This window comes from Paenibacillus sp. NPDC056933 (assembly GCF_042674385.1).
Taxonomy (GTDB): domain Bacteria; phylum Bacillota; class Bacilli; order Paenibacillales; family Paenibacillaceae; genus Paenibacillus.
Genome location: NZ_JBHUQN010000001.1, coordinates 612,495 through 637,746 on the forward strand (window position 1 = coordinate 612,495; position 25,252 = coordinate 637,746).

Genomic DNA, 25,252 nt, shown 5'->3' on the forward strand with positions numbered 1-25,252 from the left:
ATAATAGCCGACACCCTTGTGATGAGGGAGTCGGCTATTTTTGTTTTAAATGCTGGATAATCAGCTCAACAGGCTGGGGCTCGACTGCTGCGATCAAATCTCCCGTCTGCGTCAGGCGTTCCACGATGTTCATGAGGTGATAATCCTTGATCGAAACGTTGTTACGAACTTCATCCCAGGTGAGCGGGGTGGAGACAGTGCCGCCAGATTTGGCGCGCGGCGTATAGGGAGCTGCAAGTGTCTTGCCTCCGTAGTGCTGAAGGTAATCAAAATAAATACGGTCACCCCGATCTTTTTTGAGTCGCTCCAGTGTAAATAGATCCGGATGTTTCTGAGTGACGTATTTACCTACAAAATGACCGATATCCCTCAATTCATCAAAGGTTACACCTTTACGAATGGGAACAATAATTTGCACACCTGTGGCACCAGAGGTTTTCGGTACCGATCTCAAACCAAGAGAAGTTAGTGTTTCCCCCACGATCAGAGCTGCCTGCATGATGCGGGGTTCCTCTTCCTGGGATGGATCCAGATCAATCATCCACTCGCAGGGCAGATGGCTGCCTACCGCATGCAGGGAAGGATGAAACTCGAGGGCGGCAAGATTACCAAGCCATAACAGGTCTGGAAGTTCGTTCATCACCACGTATCGTATTCCCTCATGCATTTCAGTCCGCACAAAATCAGGAACAGGTTCAGGGGCATTTTTCTGATAAAAAAATTCACCGCCTGCACCATGTGGATAACGTATCGTGGTGAGAAGCCGATTTTGGGTGTAGGTAAGTAGATAAGGTGCCAGTGCAGCCAACTTTTGCAAATAGAGGGCCTTGGTTACACCTGCTTCGGGCCATAGCATTTTTTCCGGATTGGTCACGGTGAGTTCCATTCCATGAATCGTTATGGTGCCCTTTACCTTATGGGCCATGCAGAACACCTCCTGTGGTGAACAACGCTCGTATCAGATAGCTAAATTGCATTTGTTTTTCCAGGGCAGATTGAATATGGAACTAACGTTCAAAAATAAGCTGACTGGCTTGACACTCCTCAGGGGTTACGGAAGCAAAAGTCTGGATACTGGGGTGACGTAATGTCCGATGGTGTGTCAGTTCCATAAACTGCACTTTGACTCCGAGTCGTGGTTCTATCCATGTTGTCTCTGCGCTTCGTTCCGGCTCGTTATGAAACGGTCTGTCCTTGCGAATGAGCGGTTTCACTTTTTCGGTTAGCTCACGCCAAGTGTCCGAGTTCAGCTTACCTGTGCCAACATGACCAATATAGACAAAGTTGGGCCCATCATATACACCGACTGCAATTGCATTCACGATCCCGCTGCGGTAGGTAACGCCTCCGATCATGGCATACAGATCGTGCATAATCTTAACCTTCTGCCAGCGTGAGTCTTTGCCGTTGATTCCATAGGTACTGGAAAGGTCTTTGCATACAATCCCCTCCATCTGGTGTTGCCTCATGACAGTGAGCAGAGCGTCGGCATCTGACGTAGTGGTCACCTCCTGAACGTGGGGAGCAGGATTCAGTACTTGATGAAGCAAACGCTGGCGATTGGCGAGAGACTGATCTGTGACCCAGACTCCATCGCAAAACAGAATATCAAACACCATATAAGTCACCGGAATCTGGTTTACAGCCTGGGCGATGCCATCCGGTCTGCTCATGCGATCCCGCCGGAGGACGTGGTAAAAGGACGGCTTCCCTGTATCCGGGTCAAGAGCAATAACCTCTCCGTCCAAAATATAGGAAGGGACTGAGCACAGATTACGTGGCAGGACCAGTTCGGGATACTGTGCTGTTCGATTGTGCAGCCTGCGGTTGATTAGCTGAATACTATGCCCATCTTCGTAAGCAAGCATGCGGACTCCATCCCATTTGATCTGGGCAATCCAGTTTTCTCCGGCAGGGATAACATCCCGGGATACGGGTTCAAAAGGAACCACGGGATTGAACATGTACTATACTCCTTTCTAATGTTAAATCTGCCCGGAGATGATCCTCCAGGTTGAATTGCTCAAGCTAACCCTTTCGCAAACGGGCTTTCAATTTATGCATCGTTATGAGCAGCAGGGGAATTCCGATACCACACGTCAGATCCCAATCCAACCAATAGGGTATAACCTCCTTGAGATAGAAAGTTTCATTGGGAGCGATAAGAATGGACAGAGCCAGAATCAACAAGCCACCAGGCAAAATGAGTGGACGATAACTGGACAACCGGAAGAGATGCGTGATTCCGAGAATAAAGCTGTAAAAGAACAGAACGCTCTTGAAAAAGACGGCAATAATCCAGACGGACGCCATAAAGGCCTCGATTCGCTGCAAAAAGTTGCCTATGTTGATCTTTAGCGACAGATTGAATGCTGCGAACCAGTGGTGCTCTGTCATGAATGGTCCCATGACCAGAAGACAGATGGCTAGAGTCAAGGTAAGCATCAATCCGCCTATAATGGCTACCAGGAGGATATCCCTTTCCCAATGTGGTTCTTTTTTGGCATACGGAAAAAGCATAAGAAAGATGCACAATTCACAATAAGGATAGGTAAGCACAGCGACAAAGCCTTTGAAGGGATTGAGAAGGCCTTGTGCAAGGACAGGCTTGATATTACTCACATGTGAATGCGGGAACAGACAGACCGTTAATATAAGTAGAAACAGCACGATCAAGGGGAGGAACACCTCAGCACTTCTGCCTATGGGTTCCAGCCCGGAGAAAAGTCCCCAGACAAGAGTGCAAAGAAAGAGCAAATTCACAATCATGAGCGGTGATTCAGGCAGGATCTGGGTCGTCATGAAATCACCGATTTCTCTTATGAACGTGGAGGTACCCATCAGAAAATAGAATAAATAAAAACAGCTGAAGAAGGCACCGATCCAGGGTCCCAGCGTTTGCAGTACATGTTGAATCAGATTCATCCGGGGCTGCAGCTTGTATGTAATGAGCATAATGGATATTACCCCGGTTCCTCCAGCAACACCCAATAAGGCGGACAACCATGCATCCTGATGTGCATATGAGGTGATCATCGAGGGGAAGACGATAATCTGCTCACCGATGGTACATAAGAACATCAGTGAAGCCAGTTGTCTGACAGTTAAACGCCCCTTTTCAATCATATGGCTTCTCCTTCGCATGTGTATCCGGGTATTTGGATAGGATGCACCAATTTCTCCAGTTTTATAAATAGGCATGCAAAAAGCCCAGGCGACTGTCTGCTCCAATGGTACATGGAGAGGACAGGATCTGGGCCAAATTAGGTATGTGGGGGACTTGATTCGCTTCATAAGCTTCGGAGGGACTTGGAATTCACCTTAATGACTCGTTGTAGTAAGGAGAATACGGATATTTTGCGGATCTACAGTAAACCAGCTGTCACCTTGTTGTTCTAGAGTTGCACCTGATTGGCGCAGTTGCTCCACAGCCTGCTCTAATTGCTCAATTCCCGAGTAGACGATGGTAAAGTAGTCAATCCCTGTAGCATTGTCCGGATTCACAGGTGCGCCGTTACCAGCCCAGATGTTCAGCCCGATGTGATGGTGATATCCGCCTGCGGAAACAAACAGGGCAGACATGTTGGCGAAGTTGCCCACGATATCGAAACCAAGTACACCTGTATAGAAACGACGTGACTCTTCCAGACTCCGCACATGGAAATGAACATGGCCGATGACCGTTCCGGCAGGCAGGCCCTGCCACGGCTCGTTCGCGGCTAGAGCAAACAGACTTTCCACGTCAACGGGATCACTCGACATAATGTAGTTATTATCTGGATCGCGCTTCCAGGTGTCCCGTGCACGGTCCGCATAGATTTCAATTCCGTTCTGGTCCGGATCGGAAATATAGAACGCCTCACTGACCAGATGATCTCCTTGGCCAATTTCGATACCGGATTCAGCGAGATTACGGAGGGCAAGGCCCAATGACTTGCGGTCAGGCAGCAGGATGGCAAAGTGGTACAGGCCAGAAGTGGAGCGAACAGGCATCGTCACTGCATCCGTTAACTGCTCAAGGCGCAGGAGAGAATGCACCCCATCGGCTGTCATTGTAGCGACTTTTTCGCTGCGTTCAAGCACCTCCAGTCCGACAATCGTAGTATAAAATTGAATGGATCGCTCCAGATTGCTGATTCGCAGGCTTACTTCACCCAGATGGGTTGTAGCAGGAATTTGATAAGTAGAAGTCATAATGGTTTCCTCCTGAAAAGAGTTTATTGGTATAGGCTGGTTCTCTCATAGGTCATGAAATAGAGCTATTATGCGGAATAGATTCATATCAAAGTAAAGGGAACTGTATATTTATAAATGAGTTACTTTTCATAAGTTAATATAAAATATAAACCAACTTTCGTCAATCGAATTTTCCATGCAAAACAAAATCCGGCATATGGCCGGATCTCCAAAGTTGGATATGGAGTAAAGCAAATCTCTTTATGGTTCGGCAGCTTCGATAACTTATACTTTGGGCTTGGAAGCAGCTTTCTTTTTTTTGACAGGAGCAGGAGCTTCAGTGTCACCCACAGCGGTTGCCTGTTCGGCCGTTTTTTTCGGAGCACGTTTCTTGGGTTTGGCAGTAGTAGTTCCAGGGTCGGCAGGAATGGGCTTCACTGCTTCGATACTTGCTTGCAGCGCAGCCATTAGATCCATAACATTGGCTTCCGGTTTGGCCGGGGCAATTTTGATCTCTTCGCCTGCCACTTTGTGATTGATCAGATCCAGCAGTTTGGCACGGTAGTCGTCTGTATATTTACCAGGTTCGAAAGGGGTCGATAACTGGTCAATCAACAGTTTTGCCATCGTCAGTTCCTTTTCGTTCACATTCAAAACCTCAGGCAGGTTGGGAACCTGAGAGACGGGACGAATCTCGTCGGGATAGAAAATGGTTTCCATGGAGATGCAGTCTTCCAGTACACGGATCGCAGCCAGACTGCTCTTGGAACGAATGGATATTTTGGCGATGCCGATCTTGCCGGTATCTCGCATGGCCGTCATTAATAATTGGTAGGCATTACCTCCCGCTTGATCGGGGGAGAGATAGTACGTTTTTTGAAAATAGATCGGATCAATCTCGGTTAAATCCACAAAATCCAGAATGGTAATGGTTTTACTGCTGGAATCATTTAAAGCCTCGAGCTCATCTTTCTCAAACAAGACGAATTTGCCTTTTTCATACTCATATCCTTTGGTGATTTCTTCCCATTGAACCTCAACCTCGCAGGAAGGACATTTGCGTACATAAGCGAGTGGGCTGCCGCAGACTTTGTGAATATAACGCATGGAGATATCTTTGTCTTCGGTAGCCGAGAACATTTTGACAGGCACATGAACCAGACCAAAGCTGATAGCACCTTTCCAGACCGTATGCATGAGGGCGGCTCCTTTCCGTGAACCTTTTTTTCAATAGTATAGGCATCTGACGGACGGGATAACCGTATTTCCAAGGAACTGTATGGTTCAGACAGACTGGGGGATGATAACAGAAACATCCCCCAGTCTGCATGTGAAATGCTAACCATTATGAGGGATGATGCTGCAACTAGTACGTACCACGTCAGGAGGTGCACCTTTGAAGAACAAACGAGATGAAGCCGAAGCTCATGCCCACACGTTCTCCCCGTATCCCCGTGCCGACTCGGAAGAGTCTGAGGATTTTCATACGCCGGCAACAGCGGTCAACTGGGAGGCCATCACCTCAGAAGAGCTGCCGCTTGACCGGGAGTCGTTCATGCTGGACATTGACCGCATGGTGAATGAGGGACTGGGCGGGGGACAAGTTACGGAAGATAACGGTTATATTGGTGATAGTACAACAGATAGCATGGTTCGTGAATCTCATGATGATCCGGAAGGGGAGTATGAATAATGATGATGGATGTGAAACGCGCAAAAGCCATTTTTGATTCCAAGGATACGATTGCAGTTACGCTGGAAGGAGATCCCGTCTGGATTGAAAATGTGGATGAAGCGAACGGTATGGCAACGGTGCAGGTAGGCAGCAGACCGGGGAATACCCAAACAGTACGTGTAGACCGTTTGGAAGAATAAGAGAAACATAAGAGACTTAAAGATGTTCAAGCATAGCCGGTGCCGCAGGGTGCCGGTTTATTTGTCGTTCCTGTGACGTGAGGTCAGCTTCCATTCTGCTTCCGATCCTTCCATGTTGCGGGGGAAGAAAGGGACCGATATAATAAAGTTCAAAGTGAACTCAGGCGGCTTGACCGCCAAAGGTGGGGCGTATATTGAATCAGACGCATGAGCAGTGGGTGTATTACTCCCATGGCATTGCAGATACAGAAGTACTTGCGTCCGCACTCGCTGAACAGGCAACCGCCGGCATGGTGATTGCATTGGACGGTGATCTGGGTGCGGGCAAAACGGCATTTTCACAGAAGTTTGCCTGGCATTTGGGTGTACGTGATGTGGTCAACAGTCCCACGTTTACACTGATCAAGGAATACGAAGGGCGTCTGCCCTTGTATCACATGGATGTCTATCGCATTTCACTGGAAGAAGCAGACGAGCTTGGGCTGGATGAGTATTTCTATGGAGCCGGAGTCAGCCTGGTGGAGTGGTCGAGTATCATTCCCGAACTGCTCCCGCAAGAACATTTGCATGTGCAGATGGAGACGACAGGCCCGGAGGATCGAACGATTACACTGGATGGGTATGGCGAGACTTACGCTGCTATATGCCGACAGTTCAGACAGAATGGAGTCATAAGATGATGGAAGATTTACAAAAAAAGCCGCGTCAGCGGTTTTTGGCGTTGGATACCTCGACTGCGGTGATGGCAGCCGCGGTAATGGAAGATCACGCCCTTCTGGAAGAACGCAATGAACGGGCAGAACGCAATCACTCGGTGCACGTTGTGCCTGTAATGGAGCAGCTGCTGGAAGCCAGCAGCACGCAGCCGGGACAGCTGGACGGCATTGCTGTCGGCATTGGCCCGGGATCGTACACGGGCATCCGCATTGCGGTGACCGCGGCGAAGACGCTGGCCTGGGCGTGGGACATCCCCGTTGCCGGAGTGTCCAGCCTTCAGGCTCTGGCCTGGGGCGGCTGGCACAGCGGCCACGCGGCCAAGGCTGAAGCTGCGGCAGAGGATGCCGCAGCCGGGGCTGGCGGAACGCCATCCGCGGACCAGGGCGGCACGGGTGCCGCCCCTGTCCACTGGATCGTTCCGCTTGTGGATGCGCGGCGCGGTCAGGCCTATACCGCGCTGTTTGCCTCCGCCGGGAGCGCTGCGCCCCGGCGGCTGGCACCCGATGCCATCCGTCTGGTGGACGGATGGCTGGAAGCCCTCGCCGTCCGCATGGCGGAGGCGGCGCCGGAAGAGCGGCCCGCTGCCGTCTGGATTGTCGGCGAGACGGGCCCACATGCGGCGGCAGCGGCTGAGCTTCGCTGCCCAGCAGGAACGGCGCTCCAGCTCGTACCCTATGAGCTGGAGGGCCGCTGGGTTGGGCGCCTCGGCGCCGAGGCGCTGCTTGCAGGTCAGCGGGATGACGTGCATGCGCTCGTGCCCAACTACACCCAGCTGGCTGAAGCAGAAGCCAACCTGCTGCGCAAAGGCTAAAAGAGGTTGTTCAAAAAGTCCGCTTGTGATTACGAAGGATGCCTAGTGGCATCATCAGCATCGAATATGAAATTCAGCCGAAATAAGTGGGATGCTTGTGAAGTATGTTTCCTTCGGAAACATTGTAGTTGCTCACGTAGTTTTCCCTACGTTCGGCTACTCCATTTCTAGCTTCACCCCATCTTCTCGGTACTGAAAACCGGTCTTTTTTGAACACGCACTAAAAGGGGAGGGGAAGCGGATGGACAACGTGGAGAATGACGAGCAGGAAGCAGCCCTTCAGTTCAGGTTCATGACTCTGGATGATATTCCCGATGTAATGATTATTGAACATGAGGCCTTCACCCTGCCCTGGACGGAAGAAGCGTTTCAGAATGAATTGACACACAATCATTTTGCTAAATACATGGTCATGGAACTGGAAGGAACAGCAATTGGCTATGCTGGTATGTGGACGATCATGGATGAAGCCCACATTACCAATATTGCAGTCAGGGAAGCTTATCGTGGGCGCAAGCTCGGCGAGAAGCTGCTGGACGAATTGATGAGAACGGCGGCTTATCTCGGGATGGAACGAATGACGCTGGAAGTCCGGGTTTCGAATCGAATTGCCCAGAGCTTGTATCAGAAAAAAGGGTTTGAATCGGCAGGTCTTCGCAAAGGATACTACTCCGACAATGGGGAGGATGCGATGATTATGTGGGCGAATTTGCCGCCTGCGAGCCGGAGCGGCGAAGAGGAAGGAAGCGTAACGGATTCATGAAGGATTTCAATGAAAAGATAAGTTCAGCACCATCTTATATATTGGCTGTGGAGACAAGCTGTGATGAAACGTCCGTAGCGGTAGTCAAGGATGGACGGGAAGTGCTGTCCAATCTGATCTCCAGCCAGATTGAGACGCATAAGGCATTTGGCGGGGTTGTGCCTGAAGTGGCTTCGCGCAAACACGTTGAAGTCATTACATTGATGCTGGAACAGGCTATTGAACAATCCGGTATCCATCCGCGTGATCTGAGCGCGATTGCCGTCACGCAAGGGCCTGGACTGGTAGGTGCATTGCTGGTCGGCATTGTAGCGGCCAAAACCATGGCTATGGCTCTTGGCAAGCCGCTCATTGGCACACATCATATTGCGGGACATATCTATGCCAACAGACTTACCCAGGAGCTGCAATATCCAGCGATGGCATTGGTGGTTTCGGGTGGTCATACCGAGCTTGTGCATATGGAATCCGAAGGCAAGTTCAAACTGATCGGTCGTACGCGTGACGATGCTGTAGGCGAGGCTTACGACAAAGTGGCACGGGCCCTGGGCTGTCCCTACCCGGGAGGACCGCATGTGGACCGGATGGCTGCTGAAGCAGAGCAGGCGGTACCTTTGCCGCGTGTCTGGCTTGAAGCAGATTCGTATGATTTCAGTCTTAGCGGTCTGAAGTCTGCTGTACTGAATGTTCTGAATCAAGCCAAAATGCGCGGAGAAACGCTTGAACCATCTGCTGTGGCCCGGGGCTTCCAGGAAGCGGTCGTCGAAGTGCTGGTAGAGAAGGCAGTGCGGGCTGTCCGTGAGTATGGATCGCGTCAATTGTTGTTATGCGGTGGCGTTGCAGCAAATCGGGGTTTGCGTTCAGCTTTGCAGGAGCGTTGTGCGAAGGAAGGGCTTGAATTGCTGATCCCGCCGATGGAGTATTGTACCGACAATGCTGCGATGATTGGAGCTGCGGCGTATTTGAAATGGCAGCGGGGAGAAATCTCGGAATTCGATGCCAAAGCAGATCCTGGACTTTCACTTGAGGCATGGTCTGTTCAATCGCTATAGAATGATTCATACACATTAAGACTTGACAGCCAGATGTGAAGAATGTATATTAGTTACAAATTTAAACAGGAATTCAGATTCCTGAATTGTAAACGCGATGAACAGGAACAGTAGGGTAATTCCCGGTCTTAGAGAGCTGCGGGGTGGTGCAACGCAGTCGAAGGAAACCTGAAACTCACCTGGAAGCGGAACGATGGAACACGGTAACTCCCCGGGAGAAGCCGAAGGCCGATGATGGCCCAAAGTACATGGTTACGGGTTGCCTCCGTGAATGGGCCGTTGTTGATGGAATACGGATGACATATCGGTAGGAAATCAACGATAACTGAGGGGGCTTTTGTCACTTTGGGCAATGATAACGGTATGGACGCATACAGGATCAGCTCAAAGGAAACGAAGTCAACAAGAGTGGTACCGCGAAGGTGAACAGCCTGTCGTCTCTTGCAATATTGCAGGAGATGGCAGGCTTTTTTGATTTTCAAAATGGTATTGGTTATCAATCCGTTGTTGTATTGGTTATGGGTCAGTTGTTATATACGATAAATGTAATGAACGGGAGCAGTAAAATGACAAAGCGCTCAGAGAGCTGCGGGGTGGTGCGACGCAGTGGCTGATATCATTTGAATCTCGCCCGGGAACAGAGCTGTGGAAGCATGAGGGACGATGTTCCGTCCATTTGTCCTTGCGGACGAAAGGGTCATGCGTTACACAGTAACGGCTAACCTCCGTTACAGGGTGTTTCTCCAGCTGGATAAGCTGTTGTATGTGCGGTGTGGTTTGTACGCAGTACGCAGCGGCAATGTTTATGATTGGAGACGACGAGGTGGATGGTCTCTGGCGCAAGCCTGGATCATCAAGCAAGAGTGGTACCGCGGAGGGATAATAACCCGCCGTCTCTTAGATGAGATGGCGGGTTATTTGTGTTTGCTGCCGGCAGCAGGGTGGGTGATGGGCATGAATAATCTGCATGAGAAGAACTGAGAGAGTGTAAGTCGACGTACACTCTTGTATGTCAGAAATAAGTTCATGAATAAGGTCTAGAGTAATGTCCGAGTTGTGAGTGGTTAACGTAGCGAGCCTGGATATCCGATCAAACACAACGATGAACAAAAACATACGAAAACATGCCATGTGAAAAGCAAGGATCTGGCCTGGTTCCAATGCAATGAACATTTTATAAATTTGATGGAGGTTGAAGGATATGACAACGAACAATAATAAACGCATGATCGAGATTTTTGATACAACACTGCGTGATGGAGAACAGGCACCGGGAGCAAGTTTGCAGCCTGAGCAAAAAATTGAACTGGCACACCAATTGGCTTCTCTGGGCATTGACGTCATCGAGCCTGGATTCCCGATCTCAAGTCCGGGTGAGTTTGCGGCGGTTCAGGCGATTTCCAGACAACTGCAAAACGTTGAGATTTGCGGTTTCGCACGTGCGGTCAAGGGGGATATTGATGCAGCTGTTCGAGCAACGGCTGACGCAGCACGCCGCCGAATTCACCTGTTTATCTCCTCTTCGGATATCCATATTGAGCATCAGCTGCGCCGTCCGCGCAGCGAAGTCGTGGCTACCGCTCGGGAGATGGTATCTTATGCGCGTCAGTTCACAGATATTGTGGAATTCACCGCCATGGATGCGGCTCGTACGAAGATGGATGATCTGATTGAAATGGTTGAAGTGGCCATTGAAGCAGGAGCGAGTGTTATCAATTTGCCGGATACGGTCGGGTACGCGCTGCCGCATGAATATGGAGAGATGTTCCGCCGGGTACGTGAAGGTGCAAGAGGTGGAGACAAGGTTCGTTACAGCGCACACTGTCATAATGACTTGGGGCTTGCCGTTGCTAACAGTCTGGCTGCGATTGCGAACGGTGCTTCCCAGATTGAAGTAACCATCAACGGTGTAGGAGAACGGACGGGCAACTGTGCATTGGAAGAGCTGATTATGGCTTTGGAGACACGTGGAGACGCTATTGGTGCAACCACGAACATCAAACTGAACCAAATGTATGAGACATCGCGTCAGATTAGCCGTGCAATGCATTTCCCGATTGCCTACAACAAACCGGTGGTAGGACGGAATGCCTTCCAGCACGAGTCCGGTATTCATCAGGATGGTCTGCTCAAGAACAGGAATACGTATGAAATTATGGACCCGGAAGCGCTGGGTATTCCGCGCAGCATGATTATTCTGGGCAAACACTCCGGTCGTCACGCTTTGAAAGACCGGGTTCGTAAATATGGTTTTGAACCGGATGAGCAGCAAATGGAACAACTGTATGAGGTATTTAAAGAAACGGCCGACCAACAGAAAGTGGTCAGTGATGATCAGTTATTACAGATGGTTAGCCAGACCATGAATATTCCTGCTCAAGATTATGAGCTGGTTGAATTGCAGGTAACAGCAGGCAGCATGACCGATCGAATGGCAGCCGTTCGCATTCGAACAAGCGCAGGAGAGCAATCTTACTCTGCCGTTGGCGGCGGTCCGGTAGATGCAACCATCCGTGCGATTGGGCAGAGTATTTCAGATGATATTACGTTTGTGGATATGGAGATGCACGCCTTGAGCGGAGGAGAGGCTGCGAGTGCAGAAGCTGCGGTAACCGTGGAACGGGCAGGACGTGAATTCAGAGGAACCGCTACGCACAATGATATCGTCATGGCTGCTGGTCTGGCGTATGTAGCAGCTTGTAATGCTGCTGGATTGAAGGCAGAATCTTCCGAGAGTGATGAGCCTGTGCACGCATAAATAGCAATTAGCCTTTCAGAGAATTTTTTATGCTAACAAAGAAGAGCGAAGCAGGCCTTGAATGAAGAGGTCTGCTTTTGTCCTTTTAAAGGAGATTACATATGAAGACACGGATCGATTTGTCAAGATGTGATTAGAGTTATCCACATATTCAGGATAATTTGTGGGTAACTCTATCAAACCCAAACCAGTAATGTTTTCGGAAATAAAGGTTTTAGGGGATAGAGATCCCCCTTTATATCCACAAAGTTGTGGATAACGTGGATAACTTGGTGGATAAATATGGTTTTTATGCAGAAAAGGCTATTCTACCGCCGTATAATTAACTCAATTAAGTTGATTGCTATATTGCTTTCTTGTGGATAAGATTGAGGGTAATCAACAGAAAAATATTTCCCGTAATTCGAGTGAATTTGACAAATATGAAAACACTCTTGTCAAAACCCTATAGTTATAATTAACAAAAAAGCTGAATCCGTCAAGGAATCAGCTTTTTTGTTTGCTATTTGTTCCACGCAGCAGGACAGCAGGGAAATGGACTGAAAGGGCCAGCTTATTCCAAAGCTAATTCTTCCCACTCTTCATAAGCCTTGGCAAGTTGAAGTTTGTGACTCTCCGCTTGTTCCTGAAGCTCTTGCAGCTTCATGTAATCCTGATATATTTCAGGCAGGGCCATCTGTGCCTCAAGCTCCGTAATCTCCGTTTCCAGCTCCGCAATCTGTTGTTCCAGAGCTTCCTGCTTGCGCTGGCGGTTTCGTTCTTCCCGCTTGGCCTGCTTGTCAGCTTCGAATGAAGCGGCTCCGGATTTTTCGGTTGCAGACAGGCCCGGATCCGATTTCGCAGAGTTTTTGGAGGAGGCAAGGCGTGCTTCAGCAGCTTCGCGTGCAATGTCCTCAAGCTCCTGTTTCTTCTCTACATAATCATCATAGTTGCCGAGGTAGTGTTCTGTTCCACCTGGATGAAGCTCAACAATACGCTCAGCCATTTTGTTAAGGAAATACCGGTCATGGGAGATGAACAGCAATGTGCCTTCATAGTCCATCAGTGCGGCTTCAAGCACTTCTTTGGCGAACAGATCAAGATGGTTCGTAGGTTCATCCAGAATAAGCATGTTGGCTTCCATGAGCATGAGCTTGGAGAGAGACACACGAGCTTTTTCTCCACCGCTGAGCGAGGAGATTTTTTTGAGTACATCATCTCCACTGAACAGGAAGTTGCCAAGCACCGTACGAATCCGCGCTTCCTCCATGCCTGGATAGGCACTCCACAGCTCTTCCAACACGGTATTGGAAGGATTAAGTCCCGTCTGTTCCTGATCATAATAGCCAATCTGCACCTTGGTACCCCATTGGATCTCACCGCTTGCAGGACGCAAACTTCCGGTGAGGCATTTCAGCAAGGTGGATTTGCCAATACCGTTTGGACCGATCAAAGCAACCGTTTCCCCGCGTCTAAGATCAAAAGATACATTGCGGAACAGCGGCGAGGCCTCATCGTAAGCCACGGATAGCTGATCCACACGGAGCACTTCCTTGCCGGACATGACAGCCGTTTCAAAAGAGAAGTGGGCTTTCTTCAGATCTCCCATAGGTTTATCCAGCCGTTCCATCTTATCGAGTGCCTTGCGTCGGCTCTGCGCCCGTTTGGTTGTTGAAGCACGGACAATATTCTTCTGAACAAATTCCTCCATCTTGGAGATTTCATCCTGCTGTTTCTCATATTGCTTCATCTGGCTTTCATACTCGGCAGCCTTAAGCTCCATGTACCGGCTGTAATTGCCCGTATATTTTTTCGAGCGATGCCGTTCAATCTCCACGATGGTTGTAACAAGCCGATCAAGAAAATACCGGTCATGGGATACAACGAGCAGTGCGCCGGAATAACCTCTCAGATAATCCTCAAGCCACGTTAAGGTGGCGATATCGAGATAGTTGGTAGGCTCGTCCAGCATGAGCAGGTCAGGGGCCTGGAGCAAAATTCGAGCGAGCGCAAGACGTGTCTTTTGACCGCCGCTCAGTGTGGCAATCCGGGTACCCGGTGAGAATTCACCGAATCCCATCCCGTGAAGTACACTGCGAATGCGGGTTTCCATCTCATAACCGCCATGATCCTTGAACCAGTCCGAGCGTTTCGCATAACGTTCCAGCAGGTCTGCATATTTTTTTTCGTCTTCCATCTGGGCAGGGTCAGCAATTTCCTGTTCCATCTGACGCAGATCTGCTTCAGCCTGGGTCAGATGAGCGAATACATTCATCATTTCATCCCATATGGAGCGGTCCGATTGCAGTCCGCTGTTCTGGGCAAGGTAACCGAGTGTCGTTTCCTTGGATTTGAAAATCTGCCCGCCATCGTAGGACATTTCCCCTGCCACAATTTTGAGCAACGTGGATTTCCCTGCGCCGTTAACACCAACGAGGCCGATGCGCTCGCGTTCTAATATTTGTAAGTTCACGCCGTCCAGGATCGGATCGACACCAAAACGTTTGATAATTCCGGATACTTGCAGCAGCATAAAATTAAGTTCCTCCATAGGTCCAGTTCGTGATTTGACAACTACATCTCAGTTTACATGAAATACAGAGCAAATGCACCGATTGAGAGTGCCTGGGGCGTGTAGTCTTTTTGGTCAATCAATGATAAACTGAAACAAGGCATGTTATTACATGAGGATTTTGCAGAAAATGAATCATTTGGCCATTCCAACAAGATGACAACTGGTGCATAACATATAAATTGTTTTTCAATGAGAGCTAGTTTACCTTCCCGATCAACAGGAGGTTATCCAAGGATATGCAGGATCGTACGGGACAGAAAAGCCGCCTTCGTTCCAAGCTCAAGCAAAGCCGTGATCTGATGGATGGAAGCATGCGTCAGCAGGTGATGACTGAGATTCAGGTGGTGACGAAGCGGGAGCTGGAGCGCCTTAGGCGAGACAAATGGAAGCTGGAGAACAAACCTCTCGTTCTATTCAGCTATTTGTCTTATGGAAACGAAGCATCGACGGCCTTTTTGTTTGAAGAGGGCTGGAAGCATGGAGATCTGATGCTCGCTCCGAAAGTGCTGGCCAATCCGGCTCGTATGGAATTACGGCGAGTGAATGGGGAGCAGGATATTGAGCCGGGAATATGGGGTATACCTGAACCCAAGGATTCCTGTGAAGTGCTGCAACCTGAAAGCTGGCCGGATATTGATCTTGTCGTAGTACCCGGGCTGGGATATGACCTTCATGGTGGACGCATTGGCTATGGGGGCGGTTATTATGATCGCTTTGCCGAGACACTTGCAGCAAAATGTGCAACAACCGGCAGAAGACCATTGATGGCTTCATTCGTATTGCCAGGACAACTGCAGGATGAAATTCCGATGGACCAGCTCGATCTGCGGCTTGATCTGTTGTTGACAACCGAAGGTATAGTACATATCGAATAAAAGGTTGTGATGTAATTGAATTCAGAAGCGAGTAATGACCAGGCTTCCAGCGGGAAATTGACCCATTTTAATGAACAGGGACGAGCCCGGATGGTTGATATTTCAGGCAAGGAAAGCACCGTACGCACAGCTGTGGCGGTATCCAAGGTGACGATGAATCCGGCTACGCTGGAAGCAATTCGAGCGGGGCGTATCGGTAAAGGTGACGTTCTGGCTGTGGCTCAAATCGCCGGCATTCAGGGCGCCAAGAAAACATCCGACTGGATTCCGATGTGCCATCCGCTGGCACTGACGGGTGTGGATATCCGTTTTCATGATAACGGTGTGGATGAATTACAGATTGAAGCCACGGTCAAAACCGAAGGGAAAACAGGTGTCGAGATGGAGGCGCTGACGGCGGCCTCGGCTGCGGCACTGACGATCTATGACATGTGCAAAGCCATGCAAAAAGATATGATTATCGGTCCAACCATGCTGAATTCGAAGAGTGGTGGCAAAAACGGCGATTTTAGCCGATGAGGGTTATTTATTTTTTCATAGAGGAGAAGGGTGATCTTTATGGTGTGGAGAACAGCAATCCTGACAGCCAGCGACAAAGGGGCCCGAGGACAACGTGAGGATACGAGTGCCCAAGTGATCCGGGAGCTTGTGGAAGAAGAACTGGGTGGGGAAATCGTGGAGTACCGCATCGTTCCGGATGAACCCGATGAGATTATTGCGGCTTTGATTGAGATGACAGATTATTTTCACGCTGATTTGGTATTGACTACAGGAGGTACGGAGCTTGCGATTCGTGATATTACTCCGGAAGCGACCCGACGAGTTATTGAACGGGAAGTTCCAGGCATGGCTGAAGCCATGCGATACAGTGTCATGGGCAAGAATCGTTCTGCGATGCTATTCCGTGGCGTATGCGGCATTCGTGGACGTACATTGATTGTCAATTTGCCAGGTACACCGAAGGGTGTGCATGAACATCTGGCGGCGATTATGGACCAGCTTCCGGAAGCATTGCTGATGGTTACGGGTCAATTCAAGCAGTAGGACCTGGTTCATTCAAATAACAGATGGTGAATTACACCAGATTTAATGCCGGAATTACATGTCTTTTTGTGAATATTATGGGTTATGTAAGTGGTTACATCTATGGTATGATGGGCTTAATTCTAAAAAGTACAGTAGCTGTATCGTTCAAGGTTTGCGGGTGCAGGTTCGCTGCTTCTAGTAGGTTGAGACAAGGAGGAGGATAACTATGGGATTTGGTGGTATTGGACCAACGGGGATCATATTGCTAGTCATTGTCGCTTTGCTATTGTTTGGGCCGAACAAGCTGCCTGAACTTGGGCGTGCAGTCGGACGAACTTTCCGTGAATTCAAGGAAGGTGCACGAGACATTATCTCTGATGATGATTCCAAACGCAAGGGGCAGGAAAAGGCGAAGCCGCTGGCATCGGAGAGCACAGCTGCAGACAAGCCTGCTGATAAGCGCCTGCCGGAATAATCTGTACGGCAACGAAAGAGAAATCCCTTCCTGCCGGAAGGGTTTTGTATTTTAAGCTGGCAATACTGGGGGGCAGGCATGACGCAGCAAAATGAAGAAATGACGATTACGGAACATCTGAGCGAGCTGCGAAAGCGGCTGATCTACGTATTAAGCATTTTTGTGCTGGGTCTGGTTGCAGGTTTTTTCGTAGCGGACCCGGTATATCGCTATCTGACGAAGGCCGAGTCAGCACAGGGTTTTGTGCTGCACGCCTTTTCGTTCTGGGACGGGATTGGCATCTACATGAAGATTGCCGGGCTGTTTTCACTGATTATTACGCTGCCATTTACGGTGTTTCAGATCTGGAAGTTTGTTAGTCCCGGATTGCGACCGCGCGAGCGAAAAGCATCACTGAAGTATGTACCCTATGTTTTCCTGCTATTTCTTATAGGAGTGGCATTCTCGTATTACGTCGTCTTTCCAATGGCGCTTGCCTTCACTACGGCAATTACGGAGAAAATGGGGCTTGTGGAGACGTACGGAATGAAGCAATATTTCAGTTTCCTGTTTGGGATTGTGTTGCCCGTATCCCTATTATTCGAACTTCCTTTGCTTATTATGTTTCTAACAGGACTTCGGATTTTGAATCCGATTCGGCTTCGCAAGATGCGGAGAGTTGCTTATTTTGTCCTGATCTTTATTTCAGTGGTCATTACACCTCCAGATTTTATATCGGATATTCTGGTGATGATTCCCCTGCTCCTGTTATATGAAATCAGTGTGTTTCTATCTGCAATCGTATACCGCAAGCAGCTCGCGGCAGACGCAGAGATCGAATCTCGCTACGTTCGTGCTGAAGATGAGAAGCATGCGGGTTAGAGAATTAAATGCCATATTGAATATTCCTGGATAAAGGACTGTTACTGGACTGGAATAGGATACATGGCAACATGCCCGGAGAAGACGATCTGTTCTGCTCCGGGTTATTTCTGTAGTTTTCCCTTAGACGCAACAGGACAAGCAGGCATATTCTAATCAATAATGGATACAATGGAAAAAGGACTGCCTGGGAACGTTGCAGGAGGACGAGTGGATTCCGTAGAATAAGATTAGCATAAGACCACAAATATGATGGCAAATGAGTGCTGTTTGGCTGAGTTGGTGTAAATCTGATGTAAAATCTCACAAGAATTCATCAAAAGGACTTGAAATCATGCTTCAAGTTGAGTATCATAAAGTTGGTTGTTAGCACTGAACACTGTCGAGTGCTAATACATATGGCTACAACCCACGATGCAACGTTATATAATTTCAAAAGGAGGCTATTTTTCATGATCAGACCTTTAGGTGAACGCGTATTGGTAGAACCACTGGAGCAAGAGCAAACCACTTCTTTCGGGATCGTACTTCCGGACTCCGCCAAAGAAAAACCGCAAGAGGGTAAAATTATTGCAGTTGGTGCTGGAGTATTGAAAGACGGAGTACGTGTAGCTCTGGAAGTGAAAGAAGGAGATCGTGTTATTTTCTCCAAATATGCCGGTACAGAAATCAAATTCGAAGGTAAAGAATATTTGATTATGAAAGAGAGCGATATTCACGCGATTCTCGACTAATTTCAAATTTAATCGGTTAACCGAACCATATAGCAACACCATTTTAGACCAAAAACTAGGGAGGTTTTCTTAACATGGCTAAAGACATTAAATTCAGTGAAGACGCTCGTCGCTCCATGCTTCGTGGTGTGGATGCATTGGCTAACGCAGTAAAAGTAACACTCGGTCCTAAAGGCCGTAACGTGGTTCTGGAGAAAAAATTCGGAAGCCCGCTGATCACGAATGATGGTGTAACAATTGCTAAAGAAATCGAACTGGAAGATGCATTCGAGAACATGGGTGCACAACTGGTTAAAGAAGTAGCAACCAAAACGAACGATGTTGCCGGTGACGGTACAACAACTGCAACTGTACTCGCTCAAGCGCTGATCACAGAAGGCTTGAAAAACGTAACTGCAGGTGCTAGCCCAATCGGTATCCGTAAAGGGATCGACAAAGCAGTTAAAGCTGCTGTAGCTGAACTGCAATCCATCTCCAAACCAGTTGAAACCAAACAATCCATCGCACAAGTTGCAGCGATCTCTGCAGCTGACGAAGAAGTAGGCGAACTGATCGCTGAAGCTATGGAAAAAGTGGGCAAAGACGGCGTTATCACGGTTGAAGAATCCCGTGGATTCGCTACCGAGCTGGAAGTGGTTGAAGGTATGCAATTCGACCGCGGTTACATCTCTCCATACATGATCACGGATACGGACAAAATGGAAGCGGTTCTGGACAACCCGTACATCCTGATCACTGACAAAAAAATCTCCAATACTCAAGAAATCCTGCCATTGCTTGAAAAAATCGTTCAACAAGGCAAACCGCTTGTATTGATCGCTGAAGATATCGAAGGCGAAGCACTGGCGATGCTGGTTGTGAACAAATTGCGTGGTACATTCAATGCTGTAGCTGTTAAAGCTCCTGGCTTTGGTGACCGTCGTAAAGCCATGCTGCAAGATATCGCTGCCCTCACTGGTGGCCAATTGATCACGGAAGAACTGGGTCTGGACCTGAAATCCGCTGTTGTGGAACAACTGGGTACAGCTCGTCAAATCCGTGTAACCAAAGAAAACACAATCATCGTTGACGGTGCTGGCAACAAATCCGATATCGATGCACGTGTAAGCCAAATCCGTACACAACTGGAAGAAACAACTTCCGAGTTCGACAAAGAGAAACTGCAAGAGCGTCTGGCTAAATTGTCCGGTGGCGTAGCAGTAATCAAAGTTGGTGCGGCTACTGAAACAGAATTGAAAGAACGCAAACTGCGCATCGAAGATGCCCTGAACGCAACTCGCGCTGCGGTTGAAGAAGGTATCGTATCCGGTGGTGGTACAGCGCTTATGAACGTATACAACGCGGTTGCAGGTGTAGCCCTGTCCGGTGACGAGCAAACAGGCGTAAACATCGTCCTGCGCGCTCTGGAAGCTCCAATTCGTACGATCGCAGCTAACGCTGGCGAAGAAGGTTCCGTCATCGTGGAACGTCTGAAAAAAGAACAAACTGGCGTAGGCTTCAACGCTGCGACTGGCGAGTGGGTTAACATGATCGAAGCGGGTATCGTTGACCCTGCGAAAGTAACACGTTATGCATTGCAAAACGCTGCTTCCGTAGCAGCGATGTTCCTGACTACCGAAGCGGTTATCGCTGACAAACCAGAACCTCCAGGTGCTGGTGGCGGCGTTCCAGACATGGGCGGCATGGGTGGAATGGGCGGCATGATGTAAGTAAAGGTGTAAAAACCTTTGTAATGCCAATAGATTAAAGGCTCCCGAGAGGGAGCTTTTTTTCATTTCCGTCACGGTGTGACCAGCATTACACTTCTTATTAATCTGATCAAGGAGTGGGGTTATGAATATCCTGTGATTGCAACCTTGTATCTATTATTTTCGTATGTACCTTGATACATAGAAGGAATTAGTATAATAGTCTGAGGAGGGGATGAATTGAGAAAGAGTACAAAGTGGGTATTATGGATTCTGGGCTTGATGCTTGGTGCAATTTTTATCAATTTTTACATGAATCTATATAGCTTCGCTTATGCGCTAATTACCGTGCTTTTACTTGCCTTTATGGGATGGGGATTCTTAGCAAAATTAAAGAACGACGTACGTCAGCATGAAGACCATCATAGAAGAGAGCACCAATCTGCGATCGATGACATCGATCGATACACAAGGTAATAACTAATACCACAAATAGCATCCAAGATAAATACGATGCTCAGAAGATTATTAACCATCTGATTCAAAGGTAAGACACATAATGCTAGAGCAGACGCTAGGGATGATTAGCGAATGTCATAACTCACATTTTTGGGTATATTCCTAAAAGGAGGGATTTTATGAAATTATATTTAAACTGCCATGGATTCTTTGTACTATATTACTGATGCGGAGAAAACCAAAGACCCGATAACCTTTAAGATGAGTTGGAACAATCAAAGTGAATTTGTGAATTTTGAATAACTCTTCGCAGTGTGGGGGTGGTTTTTTTTGGATATGTGGCAACTATTAATCGCGTGGATTTGCATTATTTGTTTAATGATCACTTTCAAAGATAAAATCAGTAAATGGATACTGTACCTTGTATCGCTTTTTTGTATAGTGATCACTTTGATTTTTGGGTTTATCCATCAATAATACATATCAGACGTTGAGCCGATCCGTAATGGAGCGGCCTTTTTCACGCAATTGCAACGTACTTCGTTACGATATTCCAAAAGTAAAAGTGCGACTATCTTGAATGATAAAGCGATATTCCAATCCATTCCGAACCGTTGCCCCTTCAAAATCGGTCTGATCCACATCGCGATCTAATAAACCGATATCCTGTATGATGTCTTGCGCATCATTATAAGTGTAATCGCTATTGGTTGTAAGAATGAGTGTGGCAATAGCGGTTAAAAGGGTTCCGTCGGTTGGTTCGCTGACATCACCAGTCCCGTATAACCTGACTCCTTGTAATCTTTGATCTGAATCCAACACACCAATCATACGTAAATCATCACTAAAGACATACTCGAAAGTTCTTGTGTTATCTTCTGAGGACTCTTTCACATTCAGATGGGTCACACCTAAACCATTTAACCGATATTTACCTACAATTGAATTGAACTTGTTCTTGAACTCCTCCGTTGTCATGTTGAAGCCAGAGTGTTCTGTCTGAGTTGTCCCGTTATGGACAGTCTTATCCGTCAAAGATATCTTACCGTAAACCCCGATACAACCAATTACAAGGCATATCCCCGTTAGAATAACATGCCTATTTGTGTTTCCATTTTGTTTCCTTGCGGAAAGGACCGCCAAAACAAGAAATACGAATGATGCAATGAATGCAATTAAGAACAGGGTTATAAATAGAAATTGCAAAATCTCACCTCATGCTCATTATAATATGCCTCCCTATATATGTCCTAATTTGAGTGGTGAAGTGCATGCTTCTTTGGGAAATATTCTGCTTCTTCAAGCCGCGGCGATGACTGCATTTTTCTTGAATAATGTTTGGATTGTCGGTATGTTTAGAGCGGGCGGAGTGGATTTATGCATTGTTTTTAGGTGAAGAGATGAGCAAGGCCCTAATAGGGTATAAGCGTTATCGCTCTCAGAAATGGATGCGGAATCTGGTAGGGGACGTTCCTGAAGCGCCACCATCGGCGCTGGCGTTATAGTTACTATAGTGTTCAATATGCATCGTAATCATAAAGAGGAATGGGAGGACTGGGCATGTCTCTTGCAGGTGAAGAAAGAAGACTAAGCATAATGAACTTGCTTAACGAGCATGGGAAGGTCATTGCGGGTGACCTGGCTCGCATGTTTGAGGTTACAACAGAGACGATTCGCAGAGATTTGGATGAACTTGAGAAAGAAAATAAGCTGAAAAAGGTCTACGGTGGTGCGATCAAGCTGAAGGTGGAAGTAGAACCTGCCTTGTTCGAGAGAGCTTGTGTCAATCAAGAGGCGAAGGAGAAAATCGGGTATCTGGCATTTACGCTGATTGAAGATCACGACGTTATTTTTTTGGATGAAGGCACAACACCGCTCCAGATTATTCCGTTTCTATCCCAGAAGAGGGAGGTCACAGTTCTAACGAGTTCGATCTCTGCCATGATGTCCTTAATTGAACTGAAGAAGCGAGAGCAATTCGATGGCCGGATCATTATGCTTGGCGGTGAAGTGAGTGTGAAGCATCTCCGTGTGGCTGGTGCAATTGCAGAAGCAAGTATGTCAGACATTTTTGTGAATAAAGCCTTTGTAACGGTAGATGCGTTATCCATGGAACATGGATTCACAAGCTATGATTATGAGAAAGCAACTTTGACTCGCAAATGGATTCAGCAATCGGAAACCTCTATCGTTCTGGCGGATTCATCGAAATGGTATAAGCGATCGATGGTGAAGATCTGTGATTTCGAGAATGTGGATATGGTTATCTCGGAGCTGGAGCCCCCGGAAGAATGGAAAGCGCAGCTTGACGAATCCAATACCAAATGGATGATGCCGAGTGAAACTCACGTGTGAAGACGAATGTATGAACAGTAAAGTAAAAAAAGGAACTGCAATCGCAGCTCCTTTCTTCTCTTAATCGGGCATAATCCAGACGATTTCGGCAATGCGCACAAAAAATTTCTTCTGTCTTTCCTCCAGCACAACGTGGTCATGCTTAACAGTGACAACACATCCGTCAAGTCTGCCGCGTGTCGTTTCAAGGATAACCACTTTTCCGACCAAGGACATCAAGCTCTCGACTATACAATGATCTACCTGATGAACCACAATGTTATGAGGCATGTGGTGCATGTAAGGTGAGTTAGCCATATGATGCATCATTGGATAATTATTCACGAAAAAACCTCCCAAATCATTTATAGGGCATTCTATGCGGTTGCCTACCCATGCGACACTGGATGATTGTAGCGTTTGAATTTTGATGTTCTTTTCATCTCCATTTCAGATTCCATTAAGGTAGCAGGGGTAAGATAAGTCTTGTAAACCCCTTCTCGTGTTAAATAGATGTGTGACTAGCCCCGTCGGATCGTCCGGCGGGGCACTTTTTTCATTTCATCGGTTGATGGTATGATAGGTAAATACATATACGCAAGTAACGGAGGGATGATTTGTGGACCCCAGCCTGCACCCGCTGTTCAGACCCATTCAAATGAATGGAGCGGATTTGAACACCTATTATATTGAGCAAACCCCATCTGTTCCCCTGCTGGCTTATATAGCCTGTTACTGGGAGTCGGGATCTCTTCCGTATTCAGAAAAGAATCAAGGTACAGCAGATCAGCCTTATATGTTTATGCCTGCCCGGGTATTGCCGGATGGCTGCACGGACATGCTGATTACATACGACCCGATCCGTTTGGTACATTCATACGCGTACTGTGGCAATTATACACATCCGTTCGTTGTACCTGAGTCAGCCAATGTGTCTGCTTCTTCCGAATACACATTTGGCGTACGCTTTTTCCCGGGGGGAGCATATGTCTTTCACGGTTTGCCGTTGGAAGAATTTACGGACAGGCGTATTCCGCTTGAGGAATGTTGGCCAGCCAAGCTGAATGGACTTCAGGAGCGGATGGCTGAAACGAGTTGCTTTGAAGAACGGGTACAGGTGATGAATTCCTATTTGAGCCCGTTGTCCGTGCAGGCTCATACATATGAGAGTGATATGATGAAAAACGTGCTGCACCGTGTCTTTGTGGATGGAGGGCGCATGAGTGTCAGTGAACTGGCGATGCGAGAGGTTATCAGTGAACGGCAGTTGCATCGGAAATTTGCAGAATGGATTGGAATCAGTCCCAAGCGATTCAGCGAAGTTGTTCGTTTTCACCGTGTCCTGGACAGTATTCATCAGGGGCATACGGCGGATGGGGTAGAGCTTGCCTTGATTCATGGTTTTTATGACCAAGCCCATCTGATTCGTCAATTTCGCAAGTTCTATGGAGACACCCCGCTGACAGCTGCCAAAGAACATCATCAGATGTTGTCCGATTTGTACAATAAATCAGCTGCTCAATCCGTTATATTGAATTCATGACAATATATAAGATAAAGGAGAGACTATTTATGAATGGAACAATGCAAATGCGGGATCATCTGCTCCGTGAATTGGAGACAGGGGTTCGTACGGGAGCTAGCTTGATTCGCTTGATCCGTCCAGAGGACTGGGCTTATCGCCCGCAGGAGAATATGCGTTCACTGGTGGAACTGGTCCACCATTTTATTCAGATCACGGCATCGGACCTTGCGATTATGCAGGAGAAAGATGAGGCTGAAGTTGGTTTGGTGGAGAATAGCTTGTCGGGGATCGAGGACATTGAAAAACTGGAGGCGACCCTTTGGAGCAATTTGGAAACCTACAAAGCGTATATCGTTTCATTGAGCGAAGAAGATCTGTTAAACCGTTCAACCAAAGCTTTCTATATGGAGCATGGCCATTTGCAGGCCCAATGGCAAATTGAAACGTTAACACATGTATTCCACCACCGTTCACAGCTGTATAACTATCTCAAACAGCGGGGGCATGAGCTGAACTTTTTCATGCTTTATGCTTAACAATCTTAGAATGTGAGTGCATGGAATTGGCTT

Annotated in this window: 26 protein-coding genes and 1 other annotated feature; of the genes, 18 read left to right on the forward strand and 8 right to left on the reverse strand. The window is 47.8% G+C overall.

What is annotated here, in order from left to right; genetic code table 11:
- Positions 1-34: 34 nt before the first annotated feature.
- The 5 genes from ligD to ku all read right to left on the reverse strand — a co-directional run bounded on the left by ligD (position 35) and on the right by ku (position 5,373).
- Positions 35-925, reverse strand: a complete 891-nt coding sequence (ligD, locus tag ACFTRD_RS02600) for a non-homologous end-joining DNA ligase (protein ID WP_379377619.1) — start codon at positions 923-925, stop codon at positions 35-37.
- Positions 926-1,007: 82 nt separating this feature from the next.
- Positions 1,008-1,964 carry an ATP-dependent DNA ligase gene (locus ACFTRD_RS02605; RefSeq protein WP_379377620.1) on the reverse strand — a complete coding sequence of 319 codons (957 nt, stop codon included), beginning with the start codon at positions 1,962-1,964 and terminating at the stop codon, positions 1,008-1,010.
- A gap of 64 nt (positions 1,965-2,028) precedes the next feature.
- Positions 2,029-3,126, reverse strand: a complete 1,098-nt coding sequence (locus ACFTRD_RS02610) for a GerAB/ArcD/ProY family transporter (RefSeq protein ID WP_379377621.1) — start codon at positions 3,124-3,126, stop codon at positions 2,029-2,031.
- Positions 3,127-3,321: 195 nt separating this feature from the next.
- Positions 3,322-4,194, reverse strand: a complete 873-nt coding sequence (locus ACFTRD_RS02615) for a VOC family protein (RefSeq protein ID WP_379377622.1) — start codon at positions 4,192-4,194, stop codon at positions 3,322-3,324.
- Positions 4,195-4,461: 267 nt separating this feature from the next.
- The gene (gene ku, locus ACFTRD_RS02620) at positions 4,462-5,373 is read right to left on the reverse strand and encodes a non-homologous end joining protein Ku (protein ID WP_379377623.1); all 912 of its coding nucleotides are present in this window, start codon (positions 5,371-5,373) and stop codon (positions 4,462-4,464) included.
- A gap of 199 nt (positions 5,374-5,572) precedes the next feature.
- On the opposite strand from ku, the gene ACFTRD_RS02625 reads away from it, so the two are divergent.
- The 7 genes from ACFTRD_RS02625 to ACFTRD_RS02655 all read left to right on the forward strand — a co-directional run bounded on the left by ACFTRD_RS02625 (position 5,573) and on the right by ACFTRD_RS02655 (position 12,152).
- A complete protein-coding gene (locus ACFTRD_RS02625; protein WP_379377624.1) occupies positions 5,573-5,869 on the forward strand; it encodes a hypothetical protein in 297 nt (98 codons plus the stop codon).
- Positions 5,870-5,874: 5 nt separating this feature from the next.
- Positions 5,875-6,051 (forward strand): H-type small acid-soluble spore protein, encoded by a 177-nt coding sequence (locus ACFTRD_RS02630; protein ID WP_192273232.1) that lies wholly within the window; start codon positions 5,875-5,877, stop codon positions 6,049-6,051.
- Between the two features lie 194 nt (positions 6,052-6,245).
- Positions 6,246-6,731 (forward strand): tRNA (adenosine(37)-N6)-threonylcarbamoyltransferase complex ATPase subunit type 1 TsaE, encoded by a 486-nt coding sequence (gene tsaE / locus ACFTRD_RS02635; RefSeq protein ID WP_192264733.1) that lies wholly within the window; start codon positions 6,246-6,248, stop codon positions 6,729-6,731.
- A complete protein-coding gene (gene tsaB / locus ACFTRD_RS02640) occupies positions 6,731-7,579 on the forward strand; it encodes a tRNA (adenosine(37)-N6)-threonylcarbamoyltransferase complex dimerization subunit type 1 TsaB (RefSeq protein WP_379381133.1) in 849 nt (282 codons plus the stop codon). The genes tsaE and tsaB overlap by 1 nt, the downstream gene beginning before the upstream one ends.
- 241 nt (positions 7,580-7,820) lie before the next feature.
- On the forward strand, positions 7,821-8,342 hold the full coding sequence (rimI, locus tag ACFTRD_RS02645; protein WP_113051825.1) for a ribosomal protein S18-alanine N-acetyltransferase: 522 nt from the start codon (positions 7,821-7,823) through the stop codon (positions 8,340-8,342).
- Complete coding sequence (tsaD, locus tag ACFTRD_RS02650) at positions 8,339-9,394, forward strand: tRNA (adenosine(37)-N6)-threonylcarbamoyltransferase complex transferase subunit TsaD (protein WP_379377625.1); 1,056 nt, start codon at positions 8,339-8,341, stop codon at positions 9,392-9,394. The genes rimI and tsaD overlap by 4 nt, the downstream gene beginning before the upstream one ends.
- A gap of 539 nt (positions 9,395-9,933) precedes the next feature.
- Positions 9,934-10,295: a binding site (T-box leader), on the forward strand.
- Positions 10,296-10,595: 300 nt separating this feature from the next.
- The gene (locus ACFTRD_RS02655; RefSeq protein WP_192264737.1) at positions 10,596-12,152 is read left to right on the forward strand and encodes a 2-isopropylmalate synthase; all 1,557 of its coding nucleotides are present in this window, start codon (positions 10,596-10,598) and stop codon (positions 12,150-12,152) included.
- A gap of 553 nt (positions 12,153-12,705) precedes the next feature.
- Here the strand turns inward: ACFTRD_RS02655 and ACFTRD_RS02660 are convergent.
- Positions 12,706-14,664 (reverse strand): ABC-F family ATP-binding cassette domain-containing protein, encoded by a 1,959-nt coding sequence (locus ACFTRD_RS02660; protein ID WP_379377626.1) that lies wholly within the window; start codon positions 14,662-14,664, stop codon positions 12,706-12,708.
- 278 nt (positions 14,665-14,942) lie between these two features.
- On the opposite strand from ACFTRD_RS02660, the gene ACFTRD_RS02665 reads away from it, so the two are divergent.
- The 8 genes from ACFTRD_RS02665 (at position 14,943) to ACFTRD_RS02700 (ending at position 20,842) form a co-directional block, all read left to right on the forward strand.
- A complete protein-coding gene (locus ACFTRD_RS02665; protein WP_379377627.1) occupies positions 14,943-15,581 on the forward strand; it encodes a 5-formyltetrahydrofolate cyclo-ligase in 639 nt (212 codons plus the stop codon).
- A 15-nt stretch (positions 15,582-15,596) separates the two neighbouring features.
- Positions 15,597-16,100, forward strand: a complete 504-nt coding sequence (gene moaC, locus ACFTRD_RS02670; protein ID WP_228469176.1) for a cyclic pyranopterin monophosphate synthase MoaC — start codon at positions 15,597-15,599, stop codon at positions 16,098-16,100.
- Positions 16,101-16,139: 39 nt separating this feature from the next.
- Positions 16,140-16,625 carry a MogA/MoaB family molybdenum cofactor biosynthesis protein gene (locus ACFTRD_RS02675; RefSeq protein WP_379377628.1) on the forward strand — a complete coding sequence of 162 codons (486 nt, stop codon included), beginning with the start codon at positions 16,140-16,142 and terminating at the stop codon, positions 16,623-16,625.
- Between the two features lie 208 nt (positions 16,626-16,833).
- On the forward strand, positions 16,834-17,082 hold the full coding sequence (gene tatA / locus ACFTRD_RS02680; RefSeq protein WP_192264744.1) for a twin-arginine translocase TatA/TatE family subunit: 249 nt from the start codon (positions 16,834-16,836) through the stop codon (positions 17,080-17,082).
- 78 nt (positions 17,083-17,160) lie between these two features.
- Positions 17,161-17,943, forward strand: coding sequence for a twin-arginine translocase subunit TatC (gene tatC / locus ACFTRD_RS02685; protein ID WP_379377629.1), 783 nt, complete (start codon positions 17,161-17,163; stop codon positions 17,941-17,943).
- A 452-nt stretch (positions 17,944-18,395) separates the two neighbouring features.
- Positions 18,396-18,677, forward strand: coding sequence for a co-chaperone GroES (groES, locus tag ACFTRD_RS02690; RefSeq protein WP_024630746.1), 282 nt, complete (start codon positions 18,396-18,398; stop codon positions 18,675-18,677).
- A 74-nt stretch (positions 18,678-18,751) separates the two neighbouring features.
- Positions 18,752-20,386: a chaperonin GroEL gene (groL, locus tag ACFTRD_RS02695; protein ID WP_379377630.1), complete on the forward strand. Its 1,635-nt coding sequence runs from the start codon at positions 18,752-18,754 to the stop codon at positions 20,384-20,386.
- A gap of 219 nt (positions 20,387-20,605) precedes the next feature.
- Positions 20,606-20,842: a hypothetical protein gene (locus ACFTRD_RS02700; RefSeq protein ID WP_379377631.1), complete on the forward strand. Its 237-nt coding sequence runs from the start codon at positions 20,606-20,608 to the stop codon at positions 20,840-20,842.
- A gap of 525 nt (positions 20,843-21,367) precedes the next feature.
- Here ACFTRD_RS02700 and ACFTRD_RS02705 read toward each other — a convergent pair.
- Positions 21,368-22,030 carry a hypothetical protein gene (locus tag ACFTRD_RS02705; RefSeq protein ID WP_379377632.1) on the reverse strand — a complete coding sequence of 221 codons (663 nt, stop codon included), beginning with the start codon at positions 22,028-22,030 and terminating at the stop codon, positions 21,368-21,370.
- 354 nt (positions 22,031-22,384) lie between these two features.
- Here ACFTRD_RS02705 and ACFTRD_RS02710 point away from each other — a divergent pair, with 354 nt between their 5' ends.
- Positions 22,385-23,179, forward strand: coding sequence for a DeoR/GlpR family DNA-binding transcription regulator (locus tag ACFTRD_RS02710; RefSeq protein WP_379377633.1), 795 nt, complete (start codon positions 22,385-22,387; stop codon positions 23,177-23,179).
- Between the two features lie 60 nt (positions 23,180-23,239).
- Here the strand turns inward: ACFTRD_RS02710 and ACFTRD_RS02715 are convergent, their stop codons facing one another.
- Positions 23,240-23,503 carry a DUF2642 domain-containing protein gene (locus ACFTRD_RS02715; protein WP_228469179.1) on the reverse strand — a complete coding sequence of 88 codons (264 nt, stop codon included), beginning with the start codon at positions 23,501-23,503 and terminating at the stop codon, positions 23,240-23,242.
- A gap of 274 nt (positions 23,504-23,777) precedes the next feature.
- Between ACFTRD_RS02715 and ACFTRD_RS02720 the strand changes: the two genes are divergently transcribed.
- Together ACFTRD_RS02720 and ACFTRD_RS02725 are read left to right on the forward strand one after the other, a co-directional pair.
- Positions 23,778-24,701 carry an AraC family transcriptional regulator gene (locus tag ACFTRD_RS02720; protein WP_379377634.1) on the forward strand — a complete coding sequence of 308 codons (924 nt, stop codon included), beginning with the start codon at positions 23,778-23,780 and terminating at the stop codon, positions 24,699-24,701.
- A 29-nt stretch (positions 24,702-24,730) separates the two neighbouring features.
- Positions 24,731-25,219 carry a DinB family protein gene (locus ACFTRD_RS02725; RefSeq protein ID WP_379377635.1) on the forward strand — a complete coding sequence of 163 codons (489 nt, stop codon included), beginning with the start codon at positions 24,731-24,733 and terminating at the stop codon, positions 25,217-25,219.
- Positions 25,220-25,252 lie beyond the last annotated feature (33 nt).

Excerpts from the sequence above, each read along its gene's own strand:
- ACFTRD_RS02655 (WP_192264737.1), top strand. The coding sequence starts at position 10,596 with ATGACAACGAACAATAATAAACGCATGATCGAGATTTTTGATACAACA.
- ACFTRD_RS02710 (WP_379377633.1), top strand. The coding sequence starts at position 22,385 with ATGTCTCTTGCAGGTGAAGAAAGAAGACTAAGCATAATGAACTTGCTT.
- groL (WP_379377630.1), top strand. The coding sequence starts at position 18,752 with ATGGCTAAAGACATTAAATTCAGTGAAGACGCTCGTCGCTCCATGCTT.
- tsaB (WP_379381133.1), top strand. The coding sequence starts at position 6,731 with ATGGAAGATTTACAAAAAAAGCCGCGTCAGCGGTTTTTGGCGTTGGAT.
- ACFTRD_RS02725 (WP_379377635.1), top strand. The coding sequence starts at position 24,731 with ATGAATGGAACAATGCAAATGCGGGATCATCTGCTCCGTGAATTGGAG.
- rimI (WP_113051825.1), top strand. The coding sequence starts at position 7,821 with ATGGACAACGTGGAGAATGACGAGCAGGAAGCAGCCCTTCAGTTCAGG.
- ACFTRD_RS02630 (WP_192273232.1), top strand. The coding sequence starts at position 5,875 with ATGGATGTGAAACGCGCAAAAGCCATTTTTGATTCCAAGGATACGATT.
- ACFTRD_RS02660 (WP_379377626.1), bottom strand. The coding sequence starts at position 14,664 with ATGCTGCTGCAAGTATCCGGAATTATCAAACGTTTTGGTGTCGATCCG.
- tatC (WP_379377629.1), top strand. The coding sequence starts at position 17,161 with ATGACGCAGCAAAATGAAGAAATGACGATTACGGAACATCTGAGCGAG.
- ACFTRD_RS02675 (WP_379377628.1), top strand. The coding sequence starts at position 16,140 with ATGGTGTGGAGAACAGCAATCCTGACAGCCAGCGACAAAGGGGCCCGA.
- ku (WP_379377623.1), bottom strand. The coding sequence starts at position 5,373 with ATGCATACGGTCTGGAAAGGTGCTATCAGCTTTGGTCTGGTTCATGTG.
- ligD (WP_379377619.1), bottom strand. The coding sequence starts at position 925 with ATGGCCCATAAGGTAAAGGGCACCATAACGATTCATGGAATGGAACTC.
- ACFTRD_RS02615 (WP_379377622.1), bottom strand. The coding sequence starts at position 4,194 with ATGACTTCTACTTATCAAATTCCTGCTACAACCCATCTGGGTGAAGTA.
- groES (WP_024630746.1), top strand. The coding sequence starts at position 18,396 with ATGATCAGACCTTTAGGTGAACGCGTATTGGTAGAACCACTGGAGCAA.
- ACFTRD_RS02610 (WP_379377621.1), bottom strand. The coding sequence starts at position 3,126 with ATGATTGAAAAGGGGCGTTTAACTGTCAGACAACTGGCTTCACTGATG.
- tsaD (WP_379377625.1), top strand. The coding sequence starts at position 8,339 with ATGAAGGATTTCAATGAAAAGATAAGTTCAGCACCATCTTATATATTG.
- tatA (WP_192264744.1), top strand. The coding sequence starts at position 16,834 with ATGGGATTTGGTGGTATTGGACCAACGGGGATCATATTGCTAGTCATT.
- ACFTRD_RS02605 (WP_379377620.1), bottom strand. The coding sequence starts at position 1,964 with ATGTTCAATCCCGTGGTTCCTTTTGAACCCGTATCCCGGGATGTTATC.
- ACFTRD_RS02665 (WP_379377627.1), top strand. The coding sequence starts at position 14,943 with ATGCAGGATCGTACGGGACAGAAAAGCCGCCTTCGTTCCAAGCTCAAG.